Annotated in this window: 21 protein-coding genes; 17 read left to right on the top strand and 4 right to left on the bottom strand. The window is 40.9% G+C overall.

The genetic code is table 11. From position 1 onward, the window contains the following. The gene (gene rbsD / locus PSE83_RS12820) at nt 1–420 is read right to left on the bottom strand and encodes a D-ribose pyranase (protein ID WP_004906336.1); all 420 of its coding nucleotides are present in this window, start codon (nt 418–420) and stop codon (nt 1–3) included. A 280-nt stretch (nt 421–700) separates the two neighbouring features. Between rbsD and ravA the strand changes: the two genes are divergently transcribed. Beyond that, complete coding sequence (gene ravA, locus PSE83_RS12815; RefSeq protein ID WP_036959195.1) at nt 701–2218, top strand: ATPase RavA; 1518 nt, start codon at nt 701–703, stop codon at nt 2216–2218. Between the two features lie 2 nt (nt 2219–2220). Further along, nucleotides 2221–3678, top strand: a complete 1458-nt coding sequence (gene viaA / locus PSE83_RS12810; protein ID WP_096863682.1) for an ATPase RavA stimulator ViaA — start codon at nt 2221–2223, stop codon at nt 3676–3678. Here the strand turns inward: viaA and asnA are convergent, their stop codons facing one another. Continuing rightward, complete coding sequence (gene asnA, locus PSE83_RS12805; RefSeq protein ID WP_004906329.1) at nt 3679–4671, bottom strand: aspartate--ammonia ligase; 993 nt, start codon at nt 4669–4671, stop codon at nt 3679–3681. It abuts the gene before it with no gap. A 161-nt stretch (nt 4672–4832) separates the two neighbouring features. Between asnA and asnC the strand changes: the two genes are divergently transcribed. The 15 genes from asnC to glmS all read left to right on the top strand — a co-directional run bounded on the left by asnC (nt 4833) and on the right by glmS (nt 19781). Next, complete coding sequence (gene asnC, locus PSE83_RS12800) at nt 4833–5294, top strand: transcriptional regulator AsnC (protein ID WP_094962010.1); 462 nt, start codon at nt 4833–4835, stop codon at nt 5292–5294. A gap of 91 nt (nt 5295–5385) precedes the next feature. After that, nucleotides 5386–5826, top strand: coding sequence for an FMN-binding protein MioC (mioC, locus tag PSE83_RS12795; RefSeq protein ID WP_004906324.1), 441 nt, complete (start codon nt 5386–5388; stop codon nt 5824–5826). Between the two features lie 377 nt (nt 5827–6203). Then, nucleotides 6204–8093 (top strand): tRNA uridine-5-carboxymethylaminomethyl(34) synthesis enzyme MnmG, encoded by a 1890-nt coding sequence (gene mnmG, locus PSE83_RS12790; RefSeq protein ID WP_004906322.1) that lies wholly within the window; start codon nt 6204–6206, stop codon nt 8091–8093. A 1-nt stretch (nt 8094) separates the two neighbouring features. Beyond that, the gene (gene rsmG / locus PSE83_RS12785) at nt 8095–8715 is read left to right on the top strand and encodes a 16S rRNA (guanine(527)-N(7))-methyltransferase RsmG (RefSeq protein ID WP_004906320.1); all 621 of its coding nucleotides are present in this window, start codon (nt 8095–8097) and stop codon (nt 8713–8715) included. Between the two features lie 601 nt (nt 8716–9316). Beyond that, complete coding sequence (gene atpI, locus PSE83_RS12780; protein ID WP_004906317.1) at nt 9317–9694, top strand: F0F1 ATP synthase subunit I; 378 nt, start codon at nt 9317–9319, stop codon at nt 9692–9694. A 33-nt stretch (nt 9695–9727) separates the two neighbouring features. Then, nucleotides 9728–10546 carry a F0F1 ATP synthase subunit A gene (gene atpB, locus PSE83_RS12775; RefSeq protein ID WP_004906316.1) on the top strand — a complete coding sequence of 273 codons (819 nt, stop codon included), beginning with the start codon at nt 9728–9730 and terminating at the stop codon, nt 10544–10546. Between the two features lie 48 nt (nt 10547–10594). Then, a complete protein-coding gene (gene atpE / locus PSE83_RS12770; protein ID WP_004093904.1) occupies nt 10595–10834 on the top strand; it encodes a F0F1 ATP synthase subunit C in 240 nt (79 codons plus the stop codon). 58 nt (nt 10835–10892) lie between these two features. Continuing rightward, complete coding sequence (gene atpF, locus PSE83_RS12765; protein ID WP_004906301.1) at nt 10893–11363, top strand: F0F1 ATP synthase subunit B; 471 nt, start codon at nt 10893–10895, stop codon at nt 11361–11363. A 12-nt stretch (nt 11364–11375) separates the two neighbouring features. Beyond that, the gene (gene atpH, locus PSE83_RS12760) at nt 11376–11909 is read left to right on the top strand and encodes a F0F1 ATP synthase subunit delta (protein ID WP_004906300.1); all 534 of its coding nucleotides are present in this window, start codon (nt 11376–11378) and stop codon (nt 11907–11909) included. Nucleotides 11910–11923: 14 nt separating this feature from the next. Further along, complete coding sequence (gene atpA, locus PSE83_RS12755; RefSeq protein WP_004906297.1) at nt 11924–13465, top strand: F0F1 ATP synthase subunit alpha; 1542 nt, start codon at nt 11924–11926, stop codon at nt 13463–13465. Between the two features lie 51 nt (nt 13466–13516). After that, on the top strand, nt 13517–14380 hold the full coding sequence (gene atpG, locus PSE83_RS12750; protein WP_004906295.1) for a F0F1 ATP synthase subunit gamma: 864 nt from the start codon (nt 13517–13519) through the stop codon (nt 14378–14380). 34 nt (nt 14381–14414) lie between these two features. Beyond that, on the top strand, nt 14415–15797 hold the full coding sequence (gene atpD / locus PSE83_RS12745) for a F0F1 ATP synthase subunit beta (protein ID WP_004906293.1): 1383 nt from the start codon (nt 14415–14417) through the stop codon (nt 15795–15797). Nucleotides 15798–15818: 21 nt separating this feature from the next. Further along, nucleotides 15819–16244 carry a F0F1 ATP synthase subunit epsilon gene (locus tag PSE83_RS12740; RefSeq protein ID WP_004906291.1) on the top strand — a complete coding sequence of 142 codons (426 nt, stop codon included), beginning with the start codon at nt 15819–15821 and terminating at the stop codon, nt 16242–16244. Between the two features lie 126 nt (nt 16245–16370). Beyond that, on the top strand, nt 16371–17741 hold the full coding sequence (glmU, locus tag PSE83_RS12735) for a bifunctional UDP-N-acetylglucosamine diphosphorylase/glucosamine-1-phosphate N-acetyltransferase GlmU (RefSeq protein ID WP_004906289.1): 1371 nt from the start codon (nt 16371–16373) through the stop codon (nt 17739–17741). 207 nt (nt 17742–17948) lie between these two features. Continuing rightward, on the top strand, nt 17949–19781 hold the full coding sequence (gene glmS, locus PSE83_RS12730) for a glutamine--fructose-6-phosphate transaminase (isomerizing) (protein ID WP_036959190.1): 1833 nt from the start codon (nt 17949–17951) through the stop codon (nt 19779–19781). A gap of 187 nt (nt 19782–19968) precedes the next feature. Here the strand turns inward: glmS and PSE83_RS12725 are convergent, their stop codons facing one another. Both PSE83_RS12725 and PSE83_RS12720 read right to left on the bottom strand, forming a co-directional pair. Then, entirely contained in the window at nt 19969–20148 is a 180-nt protein-coding gene (locus PSE83_RS12725; RefSeq protein ID WP_004906283.1) for a hypothetical protein, read from the bottom strand. A 683-nt stretch (nt 20149–20831) separates the two neighbouring features. Then, the gene (locus tag PSE83_RS12720) at nt 20832–21371 is read right to left on the bottom strand and encodes a TetR/AcrR family transcriptional regulator (protein WP_172766707.1); all 540 of its coding nucleotides are present in this window, start codon (nt 21369–21371) and stop codon (nt 20832–20834) included. Nucleotides 21372–21439 lie beyond the last annotated feature (68 nt).

The raw sequence follows: 21439 nt of genomic DNA, 5'->3' as shown, positions 1-21439 counted from the left end.
TCAGAAAGTCACACCAGAACAAAGAATAACGTTAGCGAACGGTGAACATTCCCCTGTTCGGATCACCGCTTTACTGTCATGAGTCAGTTGTTTAAAACGTTCATGACTGCAATAAATAATTTCAATCGTATTGTTTTGAGTGACTTCTAACTGTTGTAAGTGAGCCAAAATAGCAGCTTCCATTTGTGGGTTAATGGTGCTGATTTCCTCTGCTAGAATGACTTTTTCAACTTGCATCTCTTGGGTGATGACACTTAAAACTGACATGAAATCTGGTAAGCCTTGCGTAATGGCTAAATCAATACGTTCCGTTCCTTGATAAATGGGTAAACCTGCATCAGCAAGCGTTATTTGGTCTGTATGACCTAATCTTGCGATTACAGAGGTAACGTTGGCATTAAGTAAAACACCCTTTTTCATTTTTCACCGCCATTCCAGTAAGCGAAACGTTTCGCTCATGTAATAATAGTAAAGATAAGTCACAACTCAATATTGATGATTAATATTTGTGATCAATATCGAAACGTTTCGTTCGTGTTGAGAAAGTTTAAAAACAATAACTTATTGAATCACTTATAGCTGAATCGTTTTTTCTGATTTCTTGGGGCATATCAAAGAAAAATGGAAAAATAGGTCGCAGTATGTAATAAAAGAAATTGATAGTTTTAATATCAACGCTTCTACAATAAAAGGAATGAATATGCAGCTTGCTGAACGAATAGCCCAATTAAGCAATTACCTTGAAAGCGGTTTATATGAACGCCAGCAAGCTATTCGTTTGTGCTTATTAGCCACATTAAGCGGTGAAAGCGTATTTCTATTAGGCCCTCCAGGTATTGCCAAAAGCTTAATTGCACGAAGAATGAAATATGCTTTTCGTCACGCAAACGCTTTTGAATACTTAATGACGCGATTTTCAACACCGGAAGAAATCTTTGGTCCTCTTTCAATACAGGCGCTAAAAGATGAAGGACGATATGAACGTTTAACCAAAGGTTATTTACCAGACGCTGAAGTCGTATTTCTTGATGAAATATGGAAAGCGGGCCCAGCCATTTTAAATACCTTATTAACGGCGGTAAATGAGCGCAAGTTCCGTAATGGTGATGAAGAAAAATCCATCCCTATGCGGTTATTAGTAACTGCATCAAATGAATTACCCGATGCAGATAATAGCCTCGAGGCGCTATTTGACAGAATGCTAGTACGTATTTGGTTGGATAAAGTACAAGAGAAACAAAATTTTCGCGCACTGTTAACAGGAAAATCATCGCTGAATGAATCTCAAATGCCAGAGCATTTAAAAATCAGTGATGAAGAGTACCAACAGTGGCAACAAGAAATTCCTAAAATTACGCTACCCGATCACTGTTTTGAATTGATTTACCAATTACGCCAACAATTAGATGCTACAGAGAAGCAGCTTTATGTTTCTGATAGGCGCTGGAAGAAAGCGGTTTACCTATTACAAGCAAGTGCTTTCTTTAATGGTCGCAACAGCGTATCTCCTCTAGATCTTGTGTTATTAAAAGATTGTCTCTGGCATGACATGCAATCGATGAATACTTTACCGCAACTATTGCAATCATTATTACAAGAAGATGGCTGGCAACAGCGAAAATTAACCCGTGAAATAGAGCAAATTTATCAGCAATGGATGTCATCGACCCAAGATCAAAACAACCAAGATGCATTTAAAGTCAATAAAAACAATGCAATGTTTGCTCGTAAGGCATCTTATGTATTGCCTGAAAATATCAGTGACGGCCGAATTACGCTGTTTTTACATCGCCCACTGCAACTGCATAATATGAAAGTTACCTTTGTAACAACTGATAAAAAGTCACTAATAACCTTCTTAAATAAAGGAACGACACTGTCCGCTCATCTAAATGGGATTGGTTTTGCGCAAGACATTGCTGCTGAGGTAAATAATTTAAACCAGATACAGTTATTAGATGTAAGTCATCAATCATCTACTTTATATATTCAAGATAAAACCTCGTCACTTGCGCCAAATACAAATAACCAAGAGTGGCTAGACAAGCTAGATAAAATTCAAGGTGAGATTCAAGCCGCACGCTATCAGTTTGAAAAACAGCAGCCCAACTTATTTATTGAACCACACTGGCTTGCGGATATTGAACAAAGTTTTATAAAGCTCACTGAAAAGCTAAACCAATTACGTAACCAAATCACGGGTAAAGTGGCCGAATAGCGATGATGAGTTTAGCCACATTAGAAATGCTGCTTTCGGTTAATGAAGGCCAATTAATTGAAGAGATAATTATATCTTTGCTAGCAACTCCTCAATTAGCGGTATTTTTTGAAAAACATCCTCGATTAAAAAAAGCTTTACTCAAAGATTTATCGGGTTGGAAAAAGGATCTCAAACAGCGTATGCAAGATGCGCTTGTTCCCGCACAACTTTCAGAAGAATTTGAACTTTATCGTCAGTCCCTTGGGATTTCGACAGATGCCTTTTTTATCCGATTACCTAATGTCATCGCAAAACTTCACCAACTGGATTCCCCTTTTTACCGTGAGGCATATCAGCTACAGAGTGGGAAAATAGAGAACCGCAGTGCAAGACAATCATTATTTGTTCAAAGATGGCGTATTAGCTTAATTTTACAAGTTACAACACTACATAAAGAGCTACTAGAACAGGAAAAAGAACAATTATTGGCAGAATTACAACGCCGACTGGCTCTAAGTGGTAATTTAGAAGATATTCTTGGCGAAAATGATCGTGCTGCTGGCCGGCTGTGGGATTTAACCAAAGGTGTGAACATGACTTCCGCTTATAATGACCAATTATTAAGCCGATACAGTGAATTTTTACGTCAGCAGCCTGAATTAGAAAAAATAGCCCAATTATTAGGCCGTAGCCAATCCGCTCAATCCATTCCTGATGATAGTGTTTTTCTTGAACCAATGACTATCATGGAAAAAGTGCCTGAAACGGTTCCTGAGCAAGTTAATGGCTTAAATCAAAGTGATGATATTTTACGGTTATTGCCTGCAGAACTCGCTATGTTAGGCCTTGAAGATATTGAATTTGAGTTCTATCGAAAATTACTCGAAAAACAGCTTCTAACTTATCGGTTACAAGGAGATAGCTGGCAAGAAAGAAAAGTTCTGCGCCCTATTACCCACCACCATAATGAAGAACAGCCAAGAGGACCATTTGTTGTATGTATTGATACATCGGGTTCGATGGGCGGTTTAAATGAACGCTGCGCCAAAGCATTTTGCCTCGCGCTAATGAAAATTGCGCTGGCGGATAATCGCTCATGCCATGTGATGTTATTTTCCACAGAAATTGTGCATTACGATTTACTTTCTATTGATGGCTTAGAGCAATGTATTCGTTTTTTACATCAAACATTTAAAGGTGGGACTGACCTTGCGGCTTGTTTGCAAGAAACCGCAATAAAATTGGAATCAAAACAGTGGATTGATGCAGATGCCGTGGTGATTTCTGATTTTGTTGCTCAGCGTTTACCGGATGAGTTAATTCAGAAAATAAAGATTATGCAGAAGAAAGGTAAATACCGCTTCCATGCGGTATCTGTATCAAATTATGGGAAACCCAGTATCATGAAGATCTTTGACCATATTTGGCGTTTTGATACTGGGTTAAAAAGCAGGCTGTTACGCCGCTTTAGCCGCTAATTACAGCATACCTTCAACGGATTCTTGCATTTCAGCACCCCATACACCACATTGCACTTGGCCAATGTGTTGACGCTGAAGAAGTAGCATAACTAAGCGAGACTGGCCAATACCACCACCGATAGTTTGTGGCATTTCACCTTTCACTAACGCTTGGTGCCACTCTAATTCCATACGTTTTTCATCGCCAGTTAAACTTAATTGACGAGTTAAACACTCAGGACTTACGCGAATTCCCATTGAAGAAAGCTCAAATGCGTCCTGTAAAACAGGGTTCCACACAATGATGTCGCCGTTCAAACCACAAAAACCGTCTTCATTTTTTGTTGTCCAGTCATCGTAGTCTGGCGCACGAACATCATGTGATTCACCGCTAGATAGCTTACCACCGATACCAATTAAGAATACTGCGCCTAATTCTTTTGCGATTGCGCGTTCACGCCCTTTCGCATCTAAATCAGGGTAGCGCTGTAACAACTCTTCACTGTGAATAAAGTGGATTTGGTCAGGCAGGAACGGTGCCAACCCAAATTCTTTACTTACGGCAGCTTCTGTTTCTTTTATTGCCTTATAGATTTTACCCACTGTCTGCTTCAGATAAGGAAGTGTACGTTCCTCATCTGCCATCACTTTTTCCCAATCCCACTGATCAACATAGACGGAGTGGATTGGGGTTAAGCGATCCTCGTCCGGACGCAACGCTTTCATATGCGTGTATAAACCTTGGCCTTTACTAAAACCGAAACGCCCTAAGGTTTTACGTTTCCATTTAGCCAAAGAATGAACCACTTCAAAGGTTGCACCTGGAATTGATTTCACTTTCACTTGAACGGCTTTTTCGCTGCCAGATAAGTTGTCTTGAGTACCATCCCCTAAGCGGCTTAGGATTGGCCCTTGAACTTCAATTAACCCTAATTCTTTTTCAAGTAAACGTGAGAAATATGATTTCACAAAACTAATTTGTTGCTGATGTTCGATAAATGACTTGTCCATAATTTATTCCCATAATTTGTTAGCTGTATTAGCTGATGTATAGATTAAGCAACAAAATGAGGTATAAATTCAATATCCATCATTAAAAAAAGCCTTTACTGTTTATTTTGAATAAAAAAACAGGTATAAAAATGAATAATCGTTAAAATAGAGGTGAAATAATGCCGGAAAATTATCAAATCGATAATCTCGATCGTGACATACTTCACGAATTAATGGCAAATGCACGCATACCGTATGCTGAATTAGCCAAAAAATTCGTTGTTAGTCCCGGGACAATTCATGTCCGTGTCGAAAAAATGAAACAAGCAGGAATTATTAAAGGCACACGTATTGATATAAACCCAAAACAATTAGGGTTCGATGTTTGCTGCTTTATTGGCATTATTTTAAAAAGTGCAAAAGATTACCCAACCGCACTAAAAAAATTAGATGCCTTAGAAGAAGTTGTCGAGGTGTACTACACAACAGGGCAATACAGCATTTTTATTAAAGTAATGTGCCGTTCTATCGACTCTTTACAAGACGTACTTATCAACAAAATTCAGACCATTGATGAGATACAATCCACAGAAACACTGATCTCCTTACAAAACCCGATCTTACGAACAATCAATCCGTAGAAAAAAAATGATATAACCACATTATCCACAGGTAGATCCCAGCTCATTCACAGCGTACAATAGCGCCCTATTATTGTGAAAGAGAATCACCATGACAAAAGTAACCTTAATAAGTGGCAGTACAATGGGCAGTGCGGAGTATGTTGCCGAGCACATGGCTGAGATTTTAGAAGAACTCGGTCATGAAACCGAAATTCAACATGGCCCGGAGCTTGATGACTTAACACTTGAAGGCATATGGCTGGTGGTGAGCTCAACACATGGTGCAGGTGATCTCCCTGAAAATATTCAACCTCTTTTTGATTCAATAGAAGAAAGTGCTCCTGATCTAAGCCAAGTTCAATTTGGCTCGGTAGGGATCGGTAGCTCTGAATATGACACTTTTTGTGGTGCGATCCATAAAATAGATGACTTGTTAACCAAGCAAGGGGCTAAAAGGATCGGTGAATGTTTGGAAATTGATGTCCAACAACACGAAATACCCGAAGATCCCGCAGGGGAATGGGTTAAAATTTGGGCAAACGGACTCTAATTTGATTAAAATAACAGCAATCAACTGTGGATAACTCAGGGAAGATCCCGGTATTAACCCGTAGTTATCCAGAGTATAAGTTTTAGGTTCCCCATGCCCTGTGTATAAGTACCCTTTTTGATCCCAGCTTATACGCAAATGGATCACGGATCATTCACAGTATATGATCCTTTACACTTTTATGATCTTTAAAGTGAAAATCCACTTATCCACAGAAACGAGTGATCCTAATAAAAGATCTAATAAAGAGATCTTTAAATAAAAAGATCTTTATATTATATAGGGGAGAAACCTAAAGCTTGGTCTCTTCCTCAAACTTGAGTAGAATTCTCTCCTCAAATGCACAATCCGCATTTTCTAACGTTTAAGGTCCACACATGTTTTATCCAGAGCAATTTGACGTCATCGTAATTGGTGGTGGTCATGCCGGTACTGAAGCAGCAATGGCAGCTGCACGTATGGGGCGTCAAACCCTATTACTGACTCACAATATTGATACATTGGGCCAGATGTCTTGCAACCCAGCCATCGGTGGGATCGGTAAGGGGCATCTGGTTAGAGAAATTGATGCCCTTGGTGGTCTAATGGCCACAGCAACAGACAAAGCAGGTATTCAATTTAGAACATTAAATGCCAGCAAAGGGCCTGCAGTTCGTGCAACCCGAGCACAAGCTGACCGTGTTCTTTATCGCCAAGCTGTCAGAATGGCTTTAGAAAATCAGCCTAATTTGATGATTTTCCAACAACCTGTAGAAGACTTAATTGTTGAAAACAATCGAGTTACAGGGGCTATTACTCGCATGGGCTTAAAATTTAAAGCCAAAGCTGTAGTATTAACCGTTGGTACTTTCCTTGATGGCAAAATTCATATAGGTTTAGAAAATTACAGTGGTGGTCGTGCAGGTGATCCCCCTTCAATTTCACTTTCTCAACGTTTGAGAGAATTGCCTTTACGTGTTAATCGTTTAAAAACAGGAACGCCACCACGTATTGATGCAAGAACTATTGATTTCAGTCAGTTAGCTCAACAGCTAGGTGATGATCCAATGCCGGTATTTTCATTTTTAGGTTCACAAGATCAACATCCACAGCAGATGCCTTGTCATATCACCTATACCAATGAAAAAACCCATGAAGTGATCAGAAATAACTTGGATCGTAGCCCTATGTATGCAGGGGTTATTGAAGGGATCGGCCCACGTTATTGCCCTTCGATCGAAGATAAAGTTATGCGTTTTGCCGATAAAGACTCACATCAGATCTTCTTAGAGCCAGAAGGCTTAACAAGCAATGAAATTTACCCTAACGGGATATCCACCAGCTTACCATTTGATGTTCAAATGCAAATTGTTCATTCCATGAAAGGAATGGAAAATGCAAGGATCATTCGTCCTGGTTATGCTATTGAATATGATTTCTTTGACCCTAGAGATCTAAAACAAACGCTTGAAAGTAAATTTATTGATGGCTTATTTTTTGCTGGCCAAATTAACGGTACAACAGGTTATGAAGAAGCAGGAGCCCAAGGGCTACTAGCTGGGCTTAATGCTGCACAACATGCCTTTGGTTTAGAAGGTTGGTTCCCTCGTCGTGACCAAGCTTATATCGGTGTTCTCGTTGACGACCTTTGTACTTTAGGGACAAAAGAACCTTACCGTATGTTTACCTCACGTGCTGAATACCGTTTGATGCTTCGTGAAGACAATGCAGATTTACGTCTGACAGAAAAAGGCCGAGAGTTAGGTTTAGTTGATGATGTTCGCTGGGCGCATTTTAATAACAAAGTCGAATTGATTGAAAAAGAGCGTCAGCGCTTAAAAGATATCTGGGTTCATCCTAAATCGGATAACCACACAGAAATAGATGGAATTTTAACCGTTCCATTATCTAAAGAAGCAAATGGGGAAGATTTACTCCGTCGCCCAGAAATGACGTATAAGATGTTAACTTCACTCAACCTTTTTGCACCGGGTATTGATGATCCTCAAGCTGCGGATCAAGTGGAAATCCAAGTTAAATACGAAGGGTATATTGCTCGTCAAAAAGAAGAAATTGAAAGACAACTGCGTAATGAAAATACCTTGTTGCCTGTTGACCTTGATTACAAACAAGTCAAAGGGTTGTCTAACGAAGTGATGGCGAAACTAAACGATCATAAACCAACATCTATTGGTCAAGCATCGCGAATTTCAGGGATCACGCCTGCTGCAATCTCTATTTTACTTGTTTGGCTGAAAAAACAAGGCATGCTACGCCGGAGCGCTTAACGTGGATTTATTATCAAAACTTAATCAATTGCTAGTAAAAACCGATATCGACTTAACGGAAAAGCAAAAACAGCAGTTAGTTGATTATGTTGGGTTATTAGCGAAATGGAATAAAGCCTATAACCTGACATCGGTACGTGACCCACAGCAGATGTTAATCCGTCATATCATGGATAGCATAGTGGTGAACGGTCAACTCAACGGAACAAAATTTATTGATGTAGGAACCGGTCCTGGTTTACCTGGTGTTCCTTTAGCAATTGTTCGACCTGATTCCCATTTTGTTTTATTGGACAGCTTAGGGAAGCGCATACGCTTTCTAAAACAGGTTCAACATGAGTTAGGGCTAACTAATATTGAGCCTGTTCAATCACGTGTTGAAGAATATCGGATTGAAAATGGTTTTGATGGTGTGATTAGCCGCGCATTTGCTTCACTGAATGATATGTTGGGTTGGTGCCATCATTTACCTTCATCTGAAGGGCGCTTTTATGCACTTAAAGGTGTCATTCGTGATGATGAAATGGTGCTACCAGAAGGTTTTGTGATTGAATCTATTACAGAGCTTGAAGTACCTGAACTTGATGAGCAGCGCCATTTAGTTAAAGTTTCTATAAAATAAAGTTGCTTTCTGTCAAAATATTTTGTCTTTTAGAGCGATAGTCGGTGTGTTAAAAAGCACCGGCTATTTCTATTTTTAGCTAAAGAATAAATACTTATTTTTCACGTGTTATTTACATGGAAATAACGAATAAGTTTCAAAAATAAAGTGTTGATAGAAAAAATGCTGGCTAATTGGCAATTTTTACTTAATCGATTTAGCTAGGTAAATAGTTAACAGTGAAATATTTGATTTATCACGTTTAAATTTAACTTAAAAAACTAATTCTTTAATTGTTTGATTTACAGATTAAATCTATTTTTTGTTGTCAGTAAAGTTGAAAGAATAAATAAAGAGGATAAAGTCAAATGTGATATTTATCACATTAATGTGAATATATGCAGCAATTCATTAACTATTTATTAATTATTACAGCGACAATTCTGCGCCAACTCGAAAAAATTAAATATTTATTCACCTTTTCGCTACTTACTGATTGAATTCATTTCGCCTGCCCGTATAATTTGCACGTTTTTGTCTCTTGACACATTTACGCAAAGGCAGTTTTATACAACACTTAGCGTTTCTGAGGCTGAGAAGAGCTGGGAGTAAACAAAAAGTTATGTCTGTATCCCTTTATGACAACAAACACGCTGCAAAGCAGTTGTCTGTTCAGTTTATAACTTTAGTGATCCTCAGTGGGGCTTTCTGTGCAAATAGTATAGAATGGGGGGCCTCTGCTCTTGCTGGTGGGTTAGCATGCTGGTTACCAAATATCGTATTTATGCTGCTAGCACAATTTCAGAAAGCAAAAGGAGAGGATGAACCTGTCCGCATTGCCTGGTTCTTAGCATTAGGAGCAGGGCTAAAGGTTGTTACAACTATCGCTGTCTTAGTTGTTGCTTTCGGTGTGTTCAAAGCGTCATTAACACCACTGGGTTTGACCTATTTAGCGGTGCTAATTGTTCAGATTGTTGCACCAGCCGTTTTTAAACGGTAAGTATTTTTAAACTACAAAAGGGTAAGAGGCATCATGTCTGCATCAGGAGAAGTGATGACTACAGAGGATTACATAGGCCACCATCTGAAAAACCTTCAGTTGGACCTGAGTACCTTTAAGTTGGTCGATCCCCACGCTAGTCCAACATTTTGGACGTTGAACATTGACTCGCTTTTTTTCTCGGTAGTTCTCGGGGCTCTGTTCCTGTGGCTATTTAGAAGAGTTGCAGCCAATGCGACTAGTGGCGTACCCGGTAAGTTACAGACTGCAATAGAACTGATCATTGGTTTCGTTGATAACTCAGTCCGTGATATGTATCACGGCAAGAGCAAAGTTATTGCTCCTTTAGCATTAACTGTGTTCGTCTGGGTATTCTTAATGAACCTAATGGATTTACTCCCAATTGATTTCCTTCCGTATATTGCTGAGCATTATCTCGGGTTACCTGCATTACGTGCAGTACCAACCGCAGATGTTAGTGTCACATTATCGATGGCTATTGGTGTGTTTATCCTAATCCTCTTCTACAGCATCAAAATGAAAGGAATTGGCGGATTTACAAAAGAGCTCACAATGCAGCCTTTTAACCATCCTGTCTTCATTCCAGTCAACTTGATTCTTGAAGGGGTAAGCCTGCTGTCAAAACCTGTATCACTCGGTCTGCGACTGTTTGGTAACATGTATGCAGGTGAATTGATCTTTATTCTTATCGCGGCTCTGCTTCCGTGGTGGTCACAGTGGTTGTTAAGCCTACCTTGGGCTATCTTCCACATACTGATTATTACGCTACAAGCCTTTATTTTTATGGTTCTGACGGTTGTTTATCTGTCGATGGCATCTGAAGAACACTAATTTAATTTTATCAATAATTGTATTAACTGAAACAAACTGGAGACTGTCATGGAAAACCTGAGTATGGATCTGCTGTACATGGCTGCCGCTGTGATGATGGGCTTAGCGGCGATCGGTGCTGCGATCGGTATCGGCATCCTAGGTGGTAAATTTTTAGAAGGTGCTGCTCGTCAGCCAGATTTAATTCCTCTGCTGCGTACACAGTTCTTTATCGTAATGGGTCTGGTCGATGCTATTCCGATGATTGCTGTTGGTCTGGGCTTGTATGTAATGTTCGCTGTTGCCTAATTAACGTTACGGAACACTGTAAGAACATTAATTCACTAATGAATATGAGGTATTGTCTGTGAATCTAAATGCAACAATCCTCGGCCAGGCTATCGCGTTTGTCCTGTTTGTTTGGTTCTGTATGAAGTATGTATGGCCACCGATTATGGCGGCCATTGAAAAACGTCAAAAAGAAATTGCTGACGGTTTATCTTCCGCAGAACGTGCTAAAAAGAACCTGGAACTGGCGCAAACCGACGCAACCGACCGACTGAAAAAAGCGAAAGCTGAAGCACAAGTCATCATTGAACAAGCGAATAAACAGCGCGTTCAAATGATTGATGAAGCAAAAGCAGAAGCGGAAGCAGAACGTGCAAAAATCGTCGCGCAAGCGCAAGCTGAAATTGATGCTGAGCGCAAACGTGCACGTGAAGAGTTACGTAAACAGGTTGCGATGCTTGCTATCGCAGGTGCCGAGAAGATCATCGAACGTTCCGTGGATGAAGCTGCTAACAGCGACATCGTTGATAAACTAGTCGCTGAACTGTAAGGAGGGAGGGGCATGTCTGAAATTGCTACTGTAGCTCGCCCCTACGCCAAAGCAGCTTTTGACTTTGCTGTGGAAAACCAAGCTGTTGCTAAATGGCAGGAAATGCTAGCCTTCACCGCTGAGGTGACGCGCAATGAACAGGTTGGAGAGCTGCTTTCTGGTTCTATTGCACCAGAAACATTAGCTAAAACGTTTATCTCTGTTTGTGGAGATGAAATTGACGAGCATGTTCAGAATCTGATTCGTGTTATGGCAGATAACGGGCGTTTAACGACGCTACCAGAAGTGTTAACGCAATTTATCCAATTGCGCGATTCTCTGGAATCAACCATTGAAGTTGATGTGATTTCTGCTAACGAACTGAGTGAACAGCAGTCAGCTAAAATTTCTGCAGCGATGGAAAAACGTCTGTCACGCAAAGTTAAGCTGAATTGCAAAATTGATAAGTCTGTTATTGCTGGAGTGATCATTCGTGCTGGAGACCTCGTTATTGACGGGAGTATCCGCGGTCGCTTAGAGCGTTTAACTGACGTCTTGCAGTCTTAAGGGGACTGGAGCATATGCAACTGAATTCCACCGAAATCAGCGAACTGATCAAACAGCGTATTGCTCAGTTCGATGTTGTGAGTGAAGCTCACAATGAAGGTACGATTGTATCCGTTAATGACGGTATTATTCGTATTCACGGTTTAGCCGAAGTCATGCAGGGTGAAATGATCGCGCTGCCTGGCAACCGTTACGCTATCGCACTGAACTTAGAGCGTGACTCTGTTGGTGCGGTCGTCATGGGTCCTTATGCCGACTTGGCAGAAGGCATGAAAGTTAAATGTACTGGTCGTATTCTTGAAGTTCCAGTAGGCCGTGGCCTGCTAGGACGTGTTGTGAATACACTTGGTCAACCAATTGATGGTAAAGGTCCTGTTGATAACGATGGCTTCTCTCCTGTAGAAGTTATTGCTCCAGGTGTTATCGACCGTCAATCTGTTGATCAACCAGTTCAAACTGGTTATAAATCAGTCGATGCCATGATTCCAATCGGTCGTGGTCAGCGTGAGCTTGTTATCGGTGACCGTCAAACAGGTAAAACTGCTTTGGCTATCGATGCAATCATCAACCAACGCGACTCAGGCATCAAATGTGTGTACGTAGCTATCGGCCAGAAAGCGTCTACCGTTTCTAACGTAGTTCGTAAACTGGAAGAGCACGGCGCACTGCAAAATACTATCGTTGTTGTTGCTACAGCATCTGAATCAGCTGCTCTGCAATACTTAGCACCATATGCTGGTTGCGCGATGGGTGAATATTTCCGTGACCGCGGTGAAGATGCACTGATCGTATACGATGACCTGTCTAAACAGGCTGTTGCATATCGTCAAATCTCACTGTTGCTGCGTCGTCCACCAGGACGTGAAGCTTACCCAGGTGACGTTTTCTATCTGCACTCACGTTTACTTGAGCGTGCTGCTCGCGTTAACGCTGAATACGTAGAAAACTTTACTAAAGGTGAAGTTAAAGGCAAAACAGGTTCATTGACAGCTCTGCCTATCATTGAAACCCAAGCTGGTGACGTTTCTGCATTCGTACCAACAAACGTAATTTCGATTACAGATGGTCAGATCTTCCTGGAATCTAACCTGTTTAACTCTGGTATTCGTCCAGCGGTTAACCCAGGTATTTCAGTATCTCGTGTTGGTGGTGCTGCTCAGACTAAAATTATCAAGAAACTGTCTGGTGGTATCCGTACCGCACTTGCTCAGTATCGTGAACTGGCAGCGTTTGCTCAGTTTGCTTCCGACCTCGATGACGCGACTCGTAAACAGTTAAGTCATGGTCAGAAAGTAACTGAACTGCTGAAACAGAAACAGTACGCACCGATGTCAGTAGCAGAGCAGGCACTGTCTCTGTTCGCGGCAGAACGTGGGTTCTTGGATGATGTTGAGTTAGCGAAAATTGGTGCGTTTGAAGCTGCTTTAGTTTCTTTTGCACAGCGCGAGCATGCTGACCTTATGAACGAAATTGGCCCGGCTGGTAGCTATAACGATGATATCGAAGGCAAGTTGAAAAAACTGCTCGAATCATTTAAAGCAACTCAGTCCTGGTAATACTATTCGGCCCAGTTCTTAGGGCCGTCTGGTTAATAAGGAGAAGCAGAAATGGCCGGCGCAAAAGAGATACGTTCCAAGATCGGAAGTGTACAAAATACACAAAAGATCACTAAAGCGATGGAAATGGTCGCTGCGTCCAAAATGCGTAAAACGCAGGAACGCATGGCGGCCAGCCGTCCTTATGCAGAAACCATGCGCAGTGTGATTGGTCACCTAGCGTTAGGTAATCTGGAATATAAACACCCATATCTCGAAGAGCGCGAAGTTAAGCGTGTCGGGTATCTGGTTGTTTCAACAGACCGTGGTCTGTGTGGTGGCTTGAACATTAACTTGTTCAAAAAACTGTTAGCAGATATGAAGTTATGGTCTGAGAAAAACGTTCAGGTTGATTTGGCTTTAATCGGTTCTAAAGCGGTTTCATTTTTCGGTTCTGTGGGCGGCAATGTCGTGACTCAAGTTACCGGAATGGGGGATAACCCAACGCTTTCGGACTTGATTGGTCCAGTTAACACTATGCTACAAGCCTATGATGAAGGGCGTTTGGATAAACTGTATGTGGTGACGAATAAGTTCATCAATACAATGTCTCAGGAGCCAACTATTCTTCAATTGTTACCATTGCCTGCAAGTGATGATGAAACACTGAAGAAGAAGTCTTGGGATTACATTTACGAACCCGATCCTAAGGCGTTGCTGGATACCCTGCTACGTCGTTATATCGAGTCGCAGGTTTATCAGGGCGTCGTTGAAAACCTGGCTAGTGAGCAGGCCGCACGAATGGTAGCGATGAAAGCCGCTACTGATAATGGTGGAAACCTGATCAAAGAGTTACAGTTGGTTTACAACAAAGCTCGTCAGGCCAGCATTACTCAGGAGCTTACCGAAATCGTTTCGGGTGCTTCCGCGGTTTAACAGCTAGGTTTACGAATTACGTAGAGGATTCAAGATGGCTACTGGAAAGATTATCCAGGTAATCGGCGCCGTTGTGGACGTCGAGTTCCCTCAAGATGACGTACCAAAAGTGTACGACGCTCTTGAGGTTGTTAACGGTAAAGAAAAACTGGTGTTGGAAGTTCAGCAACAGTTAGGCGGTGGTGTTGTCCGTTGTATCGCAATGGGTACATCAGATGGTCTGAGCCGTGGTTTAGAAGTTGTAAACTTAGAGCACCCAATTGAAGTACCAGTAGGTAAAGCAACTTTAGGACGTATCATGAACGTTCTGGGTCAACCTATTGATATGAAAGGTGATATCGGCGAAGAAGAGCGCTGGTCAATTCACCGTGCTGCACCTAGCTATGAAGAATTAGCTAACTCAACAGAACTGCTGGAAACCGGTATCAAAGTAATGGACTTAATCTGTCCATTCGCGAAAGGTGGTAAAGTTGGTCTGTTCGGTGGTGCGGGTGTTGGTAAAACAGTAAACATGATGGAACTGATCCGTAACATCGCGATTGAGCACTCAGGTTACTCAGTATTCGCTGGTGTTGGTGAGCGTACTCGTGAAGGGAACGACTTCTATCATGAAATGACCGACTCAAACGTTTTGGATAAAGTATCACTGGTTTATGGCCAGATGAACGAGCCACCAGGAAACCGTCTGCGCGTTGCGTTGACTGGTCTGACTATGGCTGAAAAATTCCGTGACGAAGGTCGTGACGTACTGCTGTTCGTTGACAATATCTATCGTTATACACTGGCAGGTACTGAAGTATCAGCACTGTTAGGCCGTATGCCTTCAGCGGTAGGTTATCAGCCAACGCTGGCGGAAGAGATGGGTGTTCTGCAAGAACGTATTACCTCAACTCAAACAGGTTCTATCACTTCCGTTCAAGCGGTTTACGTTCCTGCGGATGACTTGACTGACCCATCACCAGCAACCACCTTTGCTCACTTAGACGCAACGGTAGTTCTGAGCCGTCAAATCGCATCACTGGGTATTTACCCTGCGGTTGACCCTCTGGATTCTACTAGCCGTCAACTTGACCCACTGGTTGTTGGTCAAGAGCACTATGATGTTGCTCGTGGCGTTCAGTCTATTCTGCAACGTTACCAAGAACTGAAAGATATCATTGCAATCCTGGGTATGGATGAACTGTCTGAAGAAGACAAACTGGTTGTTGCTCGTGCTCGTAAGATCCAGCGCTTCCTGTCTCAACCATTCTTCGTTGCTGAAGTATTTACCGGTTCACCAGGTAAGTTCGTTTCTCTGAAAGACACTATCCGTGGCTTCAGTGGGATCCTGAACGGTGATTACGACCACCTGCCAGAACAAGCGTTCTATATGGTTGGTACCATTGAAGAAGCTGTGGAAAAAGCTAAAAAGCTTTAATCCAGCTGACAGGAGGTTGATATGGTAGCTGCAATGACATACCACCTGACTGTAGTGAGTGCTGAAAAACAAATGTTTGAAGGCATGGTACAGAAAATTCAGGTGACAGGTAGTGAAGGTGAGCTGGGGATTTATCCGCAGCATACCCCGCTGCTGACTGCCATAAAACCGGGCATGGTACGTATTACCAAACAGTTTGGTGAAGAAGAGCTAATTTACCTCTCCGGTGGTATTTTAGAAGTGCAACCAAATGGTGTTATCGTACTCGCTGATACAGCGATCCGTGGTAAAGATTTAGACGAAGCTCGTGCAGTGGAATCTAAACGCAAAGCGGAAGAACACGTCCGTAAAGCTCACGGCGATGTTGATTATGCTCAGGCATCAGCAGAACTTGCAAAAGCAATAGCGAAACTTCGAGTCATCGAGTTAACTAAAAAGCTAATGTAATGATAGCGGTATAGTAAAAAAAGCCAGTTGGTTAAGTCTAACTGGCTTTTTTATTTGAGCGAAATATGTAGTAATTTATAAAGGAAATAGGTTTACTTTCATCCCTAAGTTGGAGTTTCAGGAAAAATGACTGTGCAAAGAAAAAGTGTCGTGATTTTAGCTGCCGGTAAAGGCACACGGATGTATTCAGAGCTACCTAAAGTTTTGCATTTGCTTGCAGGCAAACCAATGGTTCAGCATGTTATAGATACAGCAAAATCCATTGGTGCATCAGATATTCATCTGGTATACGGACATGGCGGTGATTTACTGAAAGAAAAACTGGGTGAGCAAAACCTCAATTGGGTATTGCAGGCGGAGCAACTCGGTACGGGCCATGCGATGCAACAAGCTGCCCCTAGCTTCCAAGATGATGAAGATATTGTCATGCTCTATGGTGACGTGCCATTAATCGCTAAAGATACCTTGGACAGGCTGATTGAAGTCAAACCACAAGGCGGTATTGGTTTACTGACGGTTATCTTAGATAACCCAACAGGGTATGGCCGTATAATTCGTGAAAATAATGAAGTTGTCGGTATCATTGAGCAAAAAGATGCCAGTGAAGAGCAACGTAAAATCCAAGAAATCAATACAGGAATTATGGTTGCTAGTGGCAAAGATTTTAAACGTTGGTTGGCACAGCTGAACAACGATAACGCACAAGGCGAATATTATATTACTGATATTATTGCATTAGCACATAAAGAAGGTAATAAAATTGCAACCGTTCATCCTAAACATTTAAGTGAGATGGAAGGCGTGAATAACCGCCTACAACTAGCTGCGTTAGAAAGAGTTTATCAGAAAGAACAAGCGGAAAAACTGTTATTAGCCGGCGTGATGTTGATTGACCCTGCACGTTTTGATCTGCGCGGAACGCTGACTCATGGTCGCGATATTATTATTGATATTAACGTGATTATTGAAGGTAATGTCACATTAGGGAATAACGTACATATTCAATCTGGCTGTATTTTGAAAGACTGTGTAATCGGTGATAACTCAGTGATTAGCCCATATTCAGTCATAGAAAACTCTGAATTATCAGCTGAATGTACGGTTGGCCCTTTTGCGCGTTTACGTCCAGGTGCTAAATTAGCAGCCAAAGCACACGTCGGTAATTTCGTCGAAATGAAAAATGCCTCTTTAGGTTTAGGTTCTAAGGCGGGTCATTTAAGTTACCTCGGGGATGCCCAAATTGGTGATAATGTGAATATTGGCGCAGGTACCATCACTTGTAATTATGATGGTGCCAATAAACATAAAACCATTATTGGTGATGATGTGTTTGTAGGGTCTGATACTCAGTTAGTTGCGCCAGTTTCTGTTGCCAAAGGTGCAACAATAGGCGCTGGCACGACGGTTACACGTGATGTGAATGAAGACGAACTTGTCGTTAGCCGTGTAAAACAAATGCATATTAAAAACTGGCAACGTCCAGTTAAGAAAAAATAAGTAAATATTGAGGAGAGGTAGCAATATCTTTCCTATTATAAATGCGAATTAATCGCGAAAATTAAAATAGCTACTCAAGGTAGCAATATAAAAATAATATCCCCATTTTCTACAAGGCTGGGGAGCAGTGAAAACTGTACAACAATTAGGTTGCGACAAATGAAGGTTTCTCAAGAAAGGAACCTTTTGTCTAGGAATCAAAAAAATATGTGTGGAATTGTAGGTGCTGTTGCACAACGTGATATTGCAGAAATTCTGTTAGAAGGTCTTCGTCGTCTTGAGTATCGTGGTTATGATTCAGCTGGTATGGCTGTCGTTGATCACGAAGGTCATTTGCAACGCTTACGTGAAGTCGGCAAAGTGCAAATGCTAGCTGAAGAAGCGGAGAAAAACCCAGTATCGGGTGGAACGGGGATTGCACATACCCGTTGGGCGACTCATGGTATTCCAAGTGAACGCAATGCTCATCCGCATACCTCTGGTTATATTGCAGTTGTTCATAACGGCATTATTGAAAACTATTTAGAACTGAAAGATGAACTGAAAAAACTCGGTTATGTCTTTAGTTCAGAAACTGACACTGAAGTGATTGCGCACCTTGTTCACCATGAGCAACAAAAGGGCGGTTCGCTGGTGGAAGTAGTTCAACGTGTTATCCCACAATTGCGCGGTGCTTACGGTACTGTGATTATGGATAGCCGTATTCCTGAATTATTAGTCGCCGCACGTTCTGGTAGCCCATTGGTTATTGGTTTAGGTGTGGGTGAAAACTTTTTAGCATCAGACCAATTAGCGCTGTTGCCTGTGACTCGTCGCTTTATTTACCTTGAAGAAGGGGATGTTGCCGAGGTTACTCGTCGTACTGTTCGTATTTTTGATAAAAGTGGTGAAGCTGTCGATCGCGAGCAAATTGAATCAAACGTTCAATATGATGCGGGCGATAAAGGCGTTTACCGTCATTACATGCAAAAAGAGATTTATGAACAGCCGATGGCGATTAAAAACACCCTTGAAGGGCGTTTTAGCAAAGATAATGGCATTGATTTAAGCGAGTTAGGTCCTCGTGCGAGTGAAATTTTATCTCAAGTTGAACATATCCAAATTGTAGCTTGCGGGACATCTTACAATGCTGGCATGGTTGCACGTTATTGGTTTGAGTCTTTGGCCGGTATTCCATGTGATGTGGAAATCGCTTCAGAGTATCGCTACCGTAACCCTGCGCACCGTAAAAATAGCTTAATGATTACGCTATCCCAATCAGGTGAAACCGCTGATACACTGGCAGCATTGCGTTTATCGAAAGAGTTAGGTTATTTGACCTCTTTAGCGGTATGTAACGTCGCAGGTTCTTCACTGGTACGTGAATCTGAATTTGCTTTGATGACCAAGGCAGGGGCAGAAATTGGTGTGGCATCCACTAAAGCATTTACCACACAGTTAACCGTCTTACTGATGTTAGTTGCGTATATGGGCCGCTTGAAAGGTGCTAATCCTGAGCTTGAAGAAAACATTTCTCACGCTCTACATGCGCTACCGGCTCGTATTGAAAGCATGTTATCGCAAGATAAAGTTATCGAGGCATTGGCAGAAGATTTCTCAGATAAACATCACGCATTGTTCTTAGGTCGCGGTGATCAGTTCCCTATTGCAGTTGAAGGGGCTCTGAAATTAAAAGAGATTTCTTACATTCACGCAGAAGCGTATGCAGCGGGTGAGTTAAAGCACGGCCCATTAGCGTTAATTGATGCTGATATGCCTGTTATCATCGTTGCACCTAACAATGAGCTGTTAGAAAAACTGAAATCAAACATTGAGGAAGTCCGTGCGCGTGGTGGTTTGCTGTATGTATTCGCTGACCAAGATGCAGGCTTTGAAGCCAGTGAAAATATGAAAATTGTTTCGCTACCTCATGTTGAAGAACTGATCGCACCAATTTTCTACACTGTTCCTCTGCAACTGTTGTCTTATCACGTTGCATTGATTAAAGGCACAGATGTTGACCAACCACGTAACTTGGCGAAGTCGGTGACGGTTGAGTAATCAATAAATTTGACTAGTCCTGATATAGATTGACTACTTTTCAGGTATAAAACGCCCGATGAACATCATCGGGCGTTTTATAATTTAATAATAAGTTCATTATATAGCTGTATTTATTTTTGCTTTAAAATAAAACTTAAACTTTCACTAGGCTCTGTGTGTTACCTAATTCATAATTAGATGTAATTTATATTTTCTTAAGTTTTAAATAGTGGCGGGTATATTCGGGAAACTCATTATAAAGCTGTTCACTACCAAGAGAGTTACGTCTTGCTTCAATTGGTAATGAGGCAAAATCTGCATCAATTAAGTATAATTTTCCTTGTTTATCTTTTTTCACGTTGCCATCAACTTGATAGTCATGCAATATTCTTCCTCTAGATTTAACAAATTGATAAGCCTCTTTTCCTGTAACTGATTGCCCATCAATAAATTTTGAAATTAAAACTTGAATACCATTTTTCGAGGTTATGACTCTTGAGTAATCATTGTCATTATTAATTTGGTTTAGTATTCTTCTACTACGACCTAGACAAGCAAAGTAAGTTTCTAGATGATATTTATTTTTAGGGATTTTAATGGCAAAGTTGCCTACTCGATAAGCAACACCATAAGTACCACTACCAATACAATTTTTTTTATCTAATATTAGTGATTCATTATTAATATTATCAATTAATAATTTGTTATTTTCATCAATTTGAAGTATTTTTTATTTGTAATTTCATTAGTGAATATCTTGATGTGCTTGGTATTTTCTAATTTATTCAGATTGGAGCTATTGTTTGGATTAATTGTTTTTTTGTTAATAGTTTCTCTGTTAGATAACTTTTTAATTCTGTTGATAATTGATATTATTGGGTTTTTGTTTATACAAAAATTAATTTTTTTTATCCCATTTAAAAATGGGAAACAATCTGTTTTTACTTCAGTGGGGGTACTTACATTATTCCTTATATAAATACTTGTATCTTTTCTCATCATAATCCTCCATTTTTATTAATTATATAAAATGGTTATATAATGTAATATCAAAAAAAGATAATAGTATTAATTTTTTAGTAAATTTTCCAAATCACTAAATATAGATTGCCATTCATTATCATCAATTTCCATGAATCCCATATAGCGCAGCATAAAAGCGCCTTCTGTTGCTAGAAAAACAATTCTGGCCTGTTTACCTTTTTCTGTTGAGGTGTCTAACTTAGCAAGCCGTTCACGGTACCAAATACGCGTACTTTCCAGATATTCAGGGGTTTGTAATAAGGATGCCATTAAAGAAGCGCCTTTTGCCATCGAGACTTTGTCGTGCTGGTGGGTCGCTTGCATATGCGCAAAAATTTTCCCTTGAGGGGAGTTATCTTGTTCAATTGTTTGATTGAAAATTTCATCATAGGACTGGCCCCAACGCTCAAACATTGCATCGATTAAGGCATCTTTATTGCCAAAACAGTACTGAACACCGCCTTTGGAAATCCCCATTGCTTTGGCGACTGCGTCGATAGTGAGCGCTGTAGCGCCTTGCTGTAGAACAATGTCTTCAGCAGTATCAAGTAATTTTTCTCTATCGATTGTTCGTTGACGTCCCATTTAGAAAAACCTCTTTTCAATACGTACGTATGGATTTATATTGTAGCACGATCAGCACAGAAATCATG

It is taken from the genome of Providencia sp. PROV150 (assembly GCF_028481025.1).
Classification (GTDB): Bacteria; Pseudomonadota; Gammaproteobacteria; order Enterobacterales; family Enterobacteriaceae; genus Providencia; species Providencia hangzhouensis.
The sequence above is the reverse complement of the archived record's forward strand: the minus strand, read 5'-3'. Positions and strand labels throughout refer to the sequence as shown.

Bases quoted from the DNA above. Each gene is read 5' to 3' on its own strand.
- rbsD (WP_004906336.1), bottom strand. From the start codon at position 420: ATGAAAAAGGGTGTTTTACTTAATGCCAACGTTACCTCTGTAATCGCA.
- ravA (WP_036959195.1), top strand. From the start codon at position 701: ATGCAGCTTGCTGAACGAATAGCCCAATTAAGCAATTACCTTGAAAGC.
- viaA (WP_096863682.1), top strand. From the start codon at position 2,221: ATGATGAGTTTAGCCACATTAGAAATGCTGCTTTCGGTTAATGAAGGC.
- asnA (WP_004906329.1), bottom strand. From the start codon at position 4,671: ATGGACAAGTCATTTATCGAACATCAGCAACAAATTAGTTTTGTGAAA.
- asnC (WP_094962010.1), top strand. From the start codon at position 4,833: ATGCCGGAAAATTATCAAATCGATAATCTCGATCGTGACATACTTCAC.
- mioC (WP_004906324.1), top strand. From the start codon at position 5,386: ATGACAAAAGTAACCTTAATAAGTGGCAGTACAATGGGCAGTGCGGAG.
- mnmG (WP_004906322.1), top strand. From the start codon at position 6,204: ATGTTTTATCCAGAGCAATTTGACGTCATCGTAATTGGTGGTGGTCAT.
- atpI (WP_004906317.1), top strand. From the start codon at position 9,317: ATGTCTGTATCCCTTTATGACAACAAACACGCTGCAAAGCAGTTGTCT.
- atpB (WP_004906316.1), top strand. From the start codon at position 9,728: ATGTCTGCATCAGGAGAAGTGATGACTACAGAGGATTACATAGGCCAC.
- atpE (WP_004093904.1), top strand. From the start codon at position 10,595: ATGGAAAACCTGAGTATGGATCTGCTGTACATGGCTGCCGCTGTGATG.
- atpH (WP_004906300.1), top strand. From the start codon at position 11,376: ATGTCTGAAATTGCTACTGTAGCTCGCCCCTACGCCAAAGCAGCTTTT.
- atpA (WP_004906297.1), top strand. From the start codon at position 11,924: ATGCAACTGAATTCCACCGAAATCAGCGAACTGATCAAACAGCGTATT.
- atpG (WP_004906295.1), top strand. From the start codon at position 13,517: ATGGCCGGCGCAAAAGAGATACGTTCCAAGATCGGAAGTGTACAAAAT.
- atpD (WP_004906293.1), top strand. From the start codon at position 14,415: ATGGCTACTGGAAAGATTATCCAGGTAATCGGCGCCGTTGTGGACGTC.
- PSE83_RS12740 (WP_004906291.1), top strand. From the start codon at position 15,819: ATGGTAGCTGCAATGACATACCACCTGACTGTAGTGAGTGCTGAAAAA.
- glmU (WP_004906289.1), top strand. From the start codon at position 16,371: ATGACTGTGCAAAGAAAAAGTGTCGTGATTTTAGCTGCCGGTAAAGGC.
- glmS (WP_036959190.1), top strand. From the start codon at position 17,949: ATGTGTGGAATTGTAGGTGCTGTTGCACAACGTGATATTGCAGAAATT.
- PSE83_RS12720 (WP_172766707.1), bottom strand. From the start codon at position 21,371: ATGGGACGTCAACGAACAATCGATAGAGAAAAATTACTTGATACTGCT.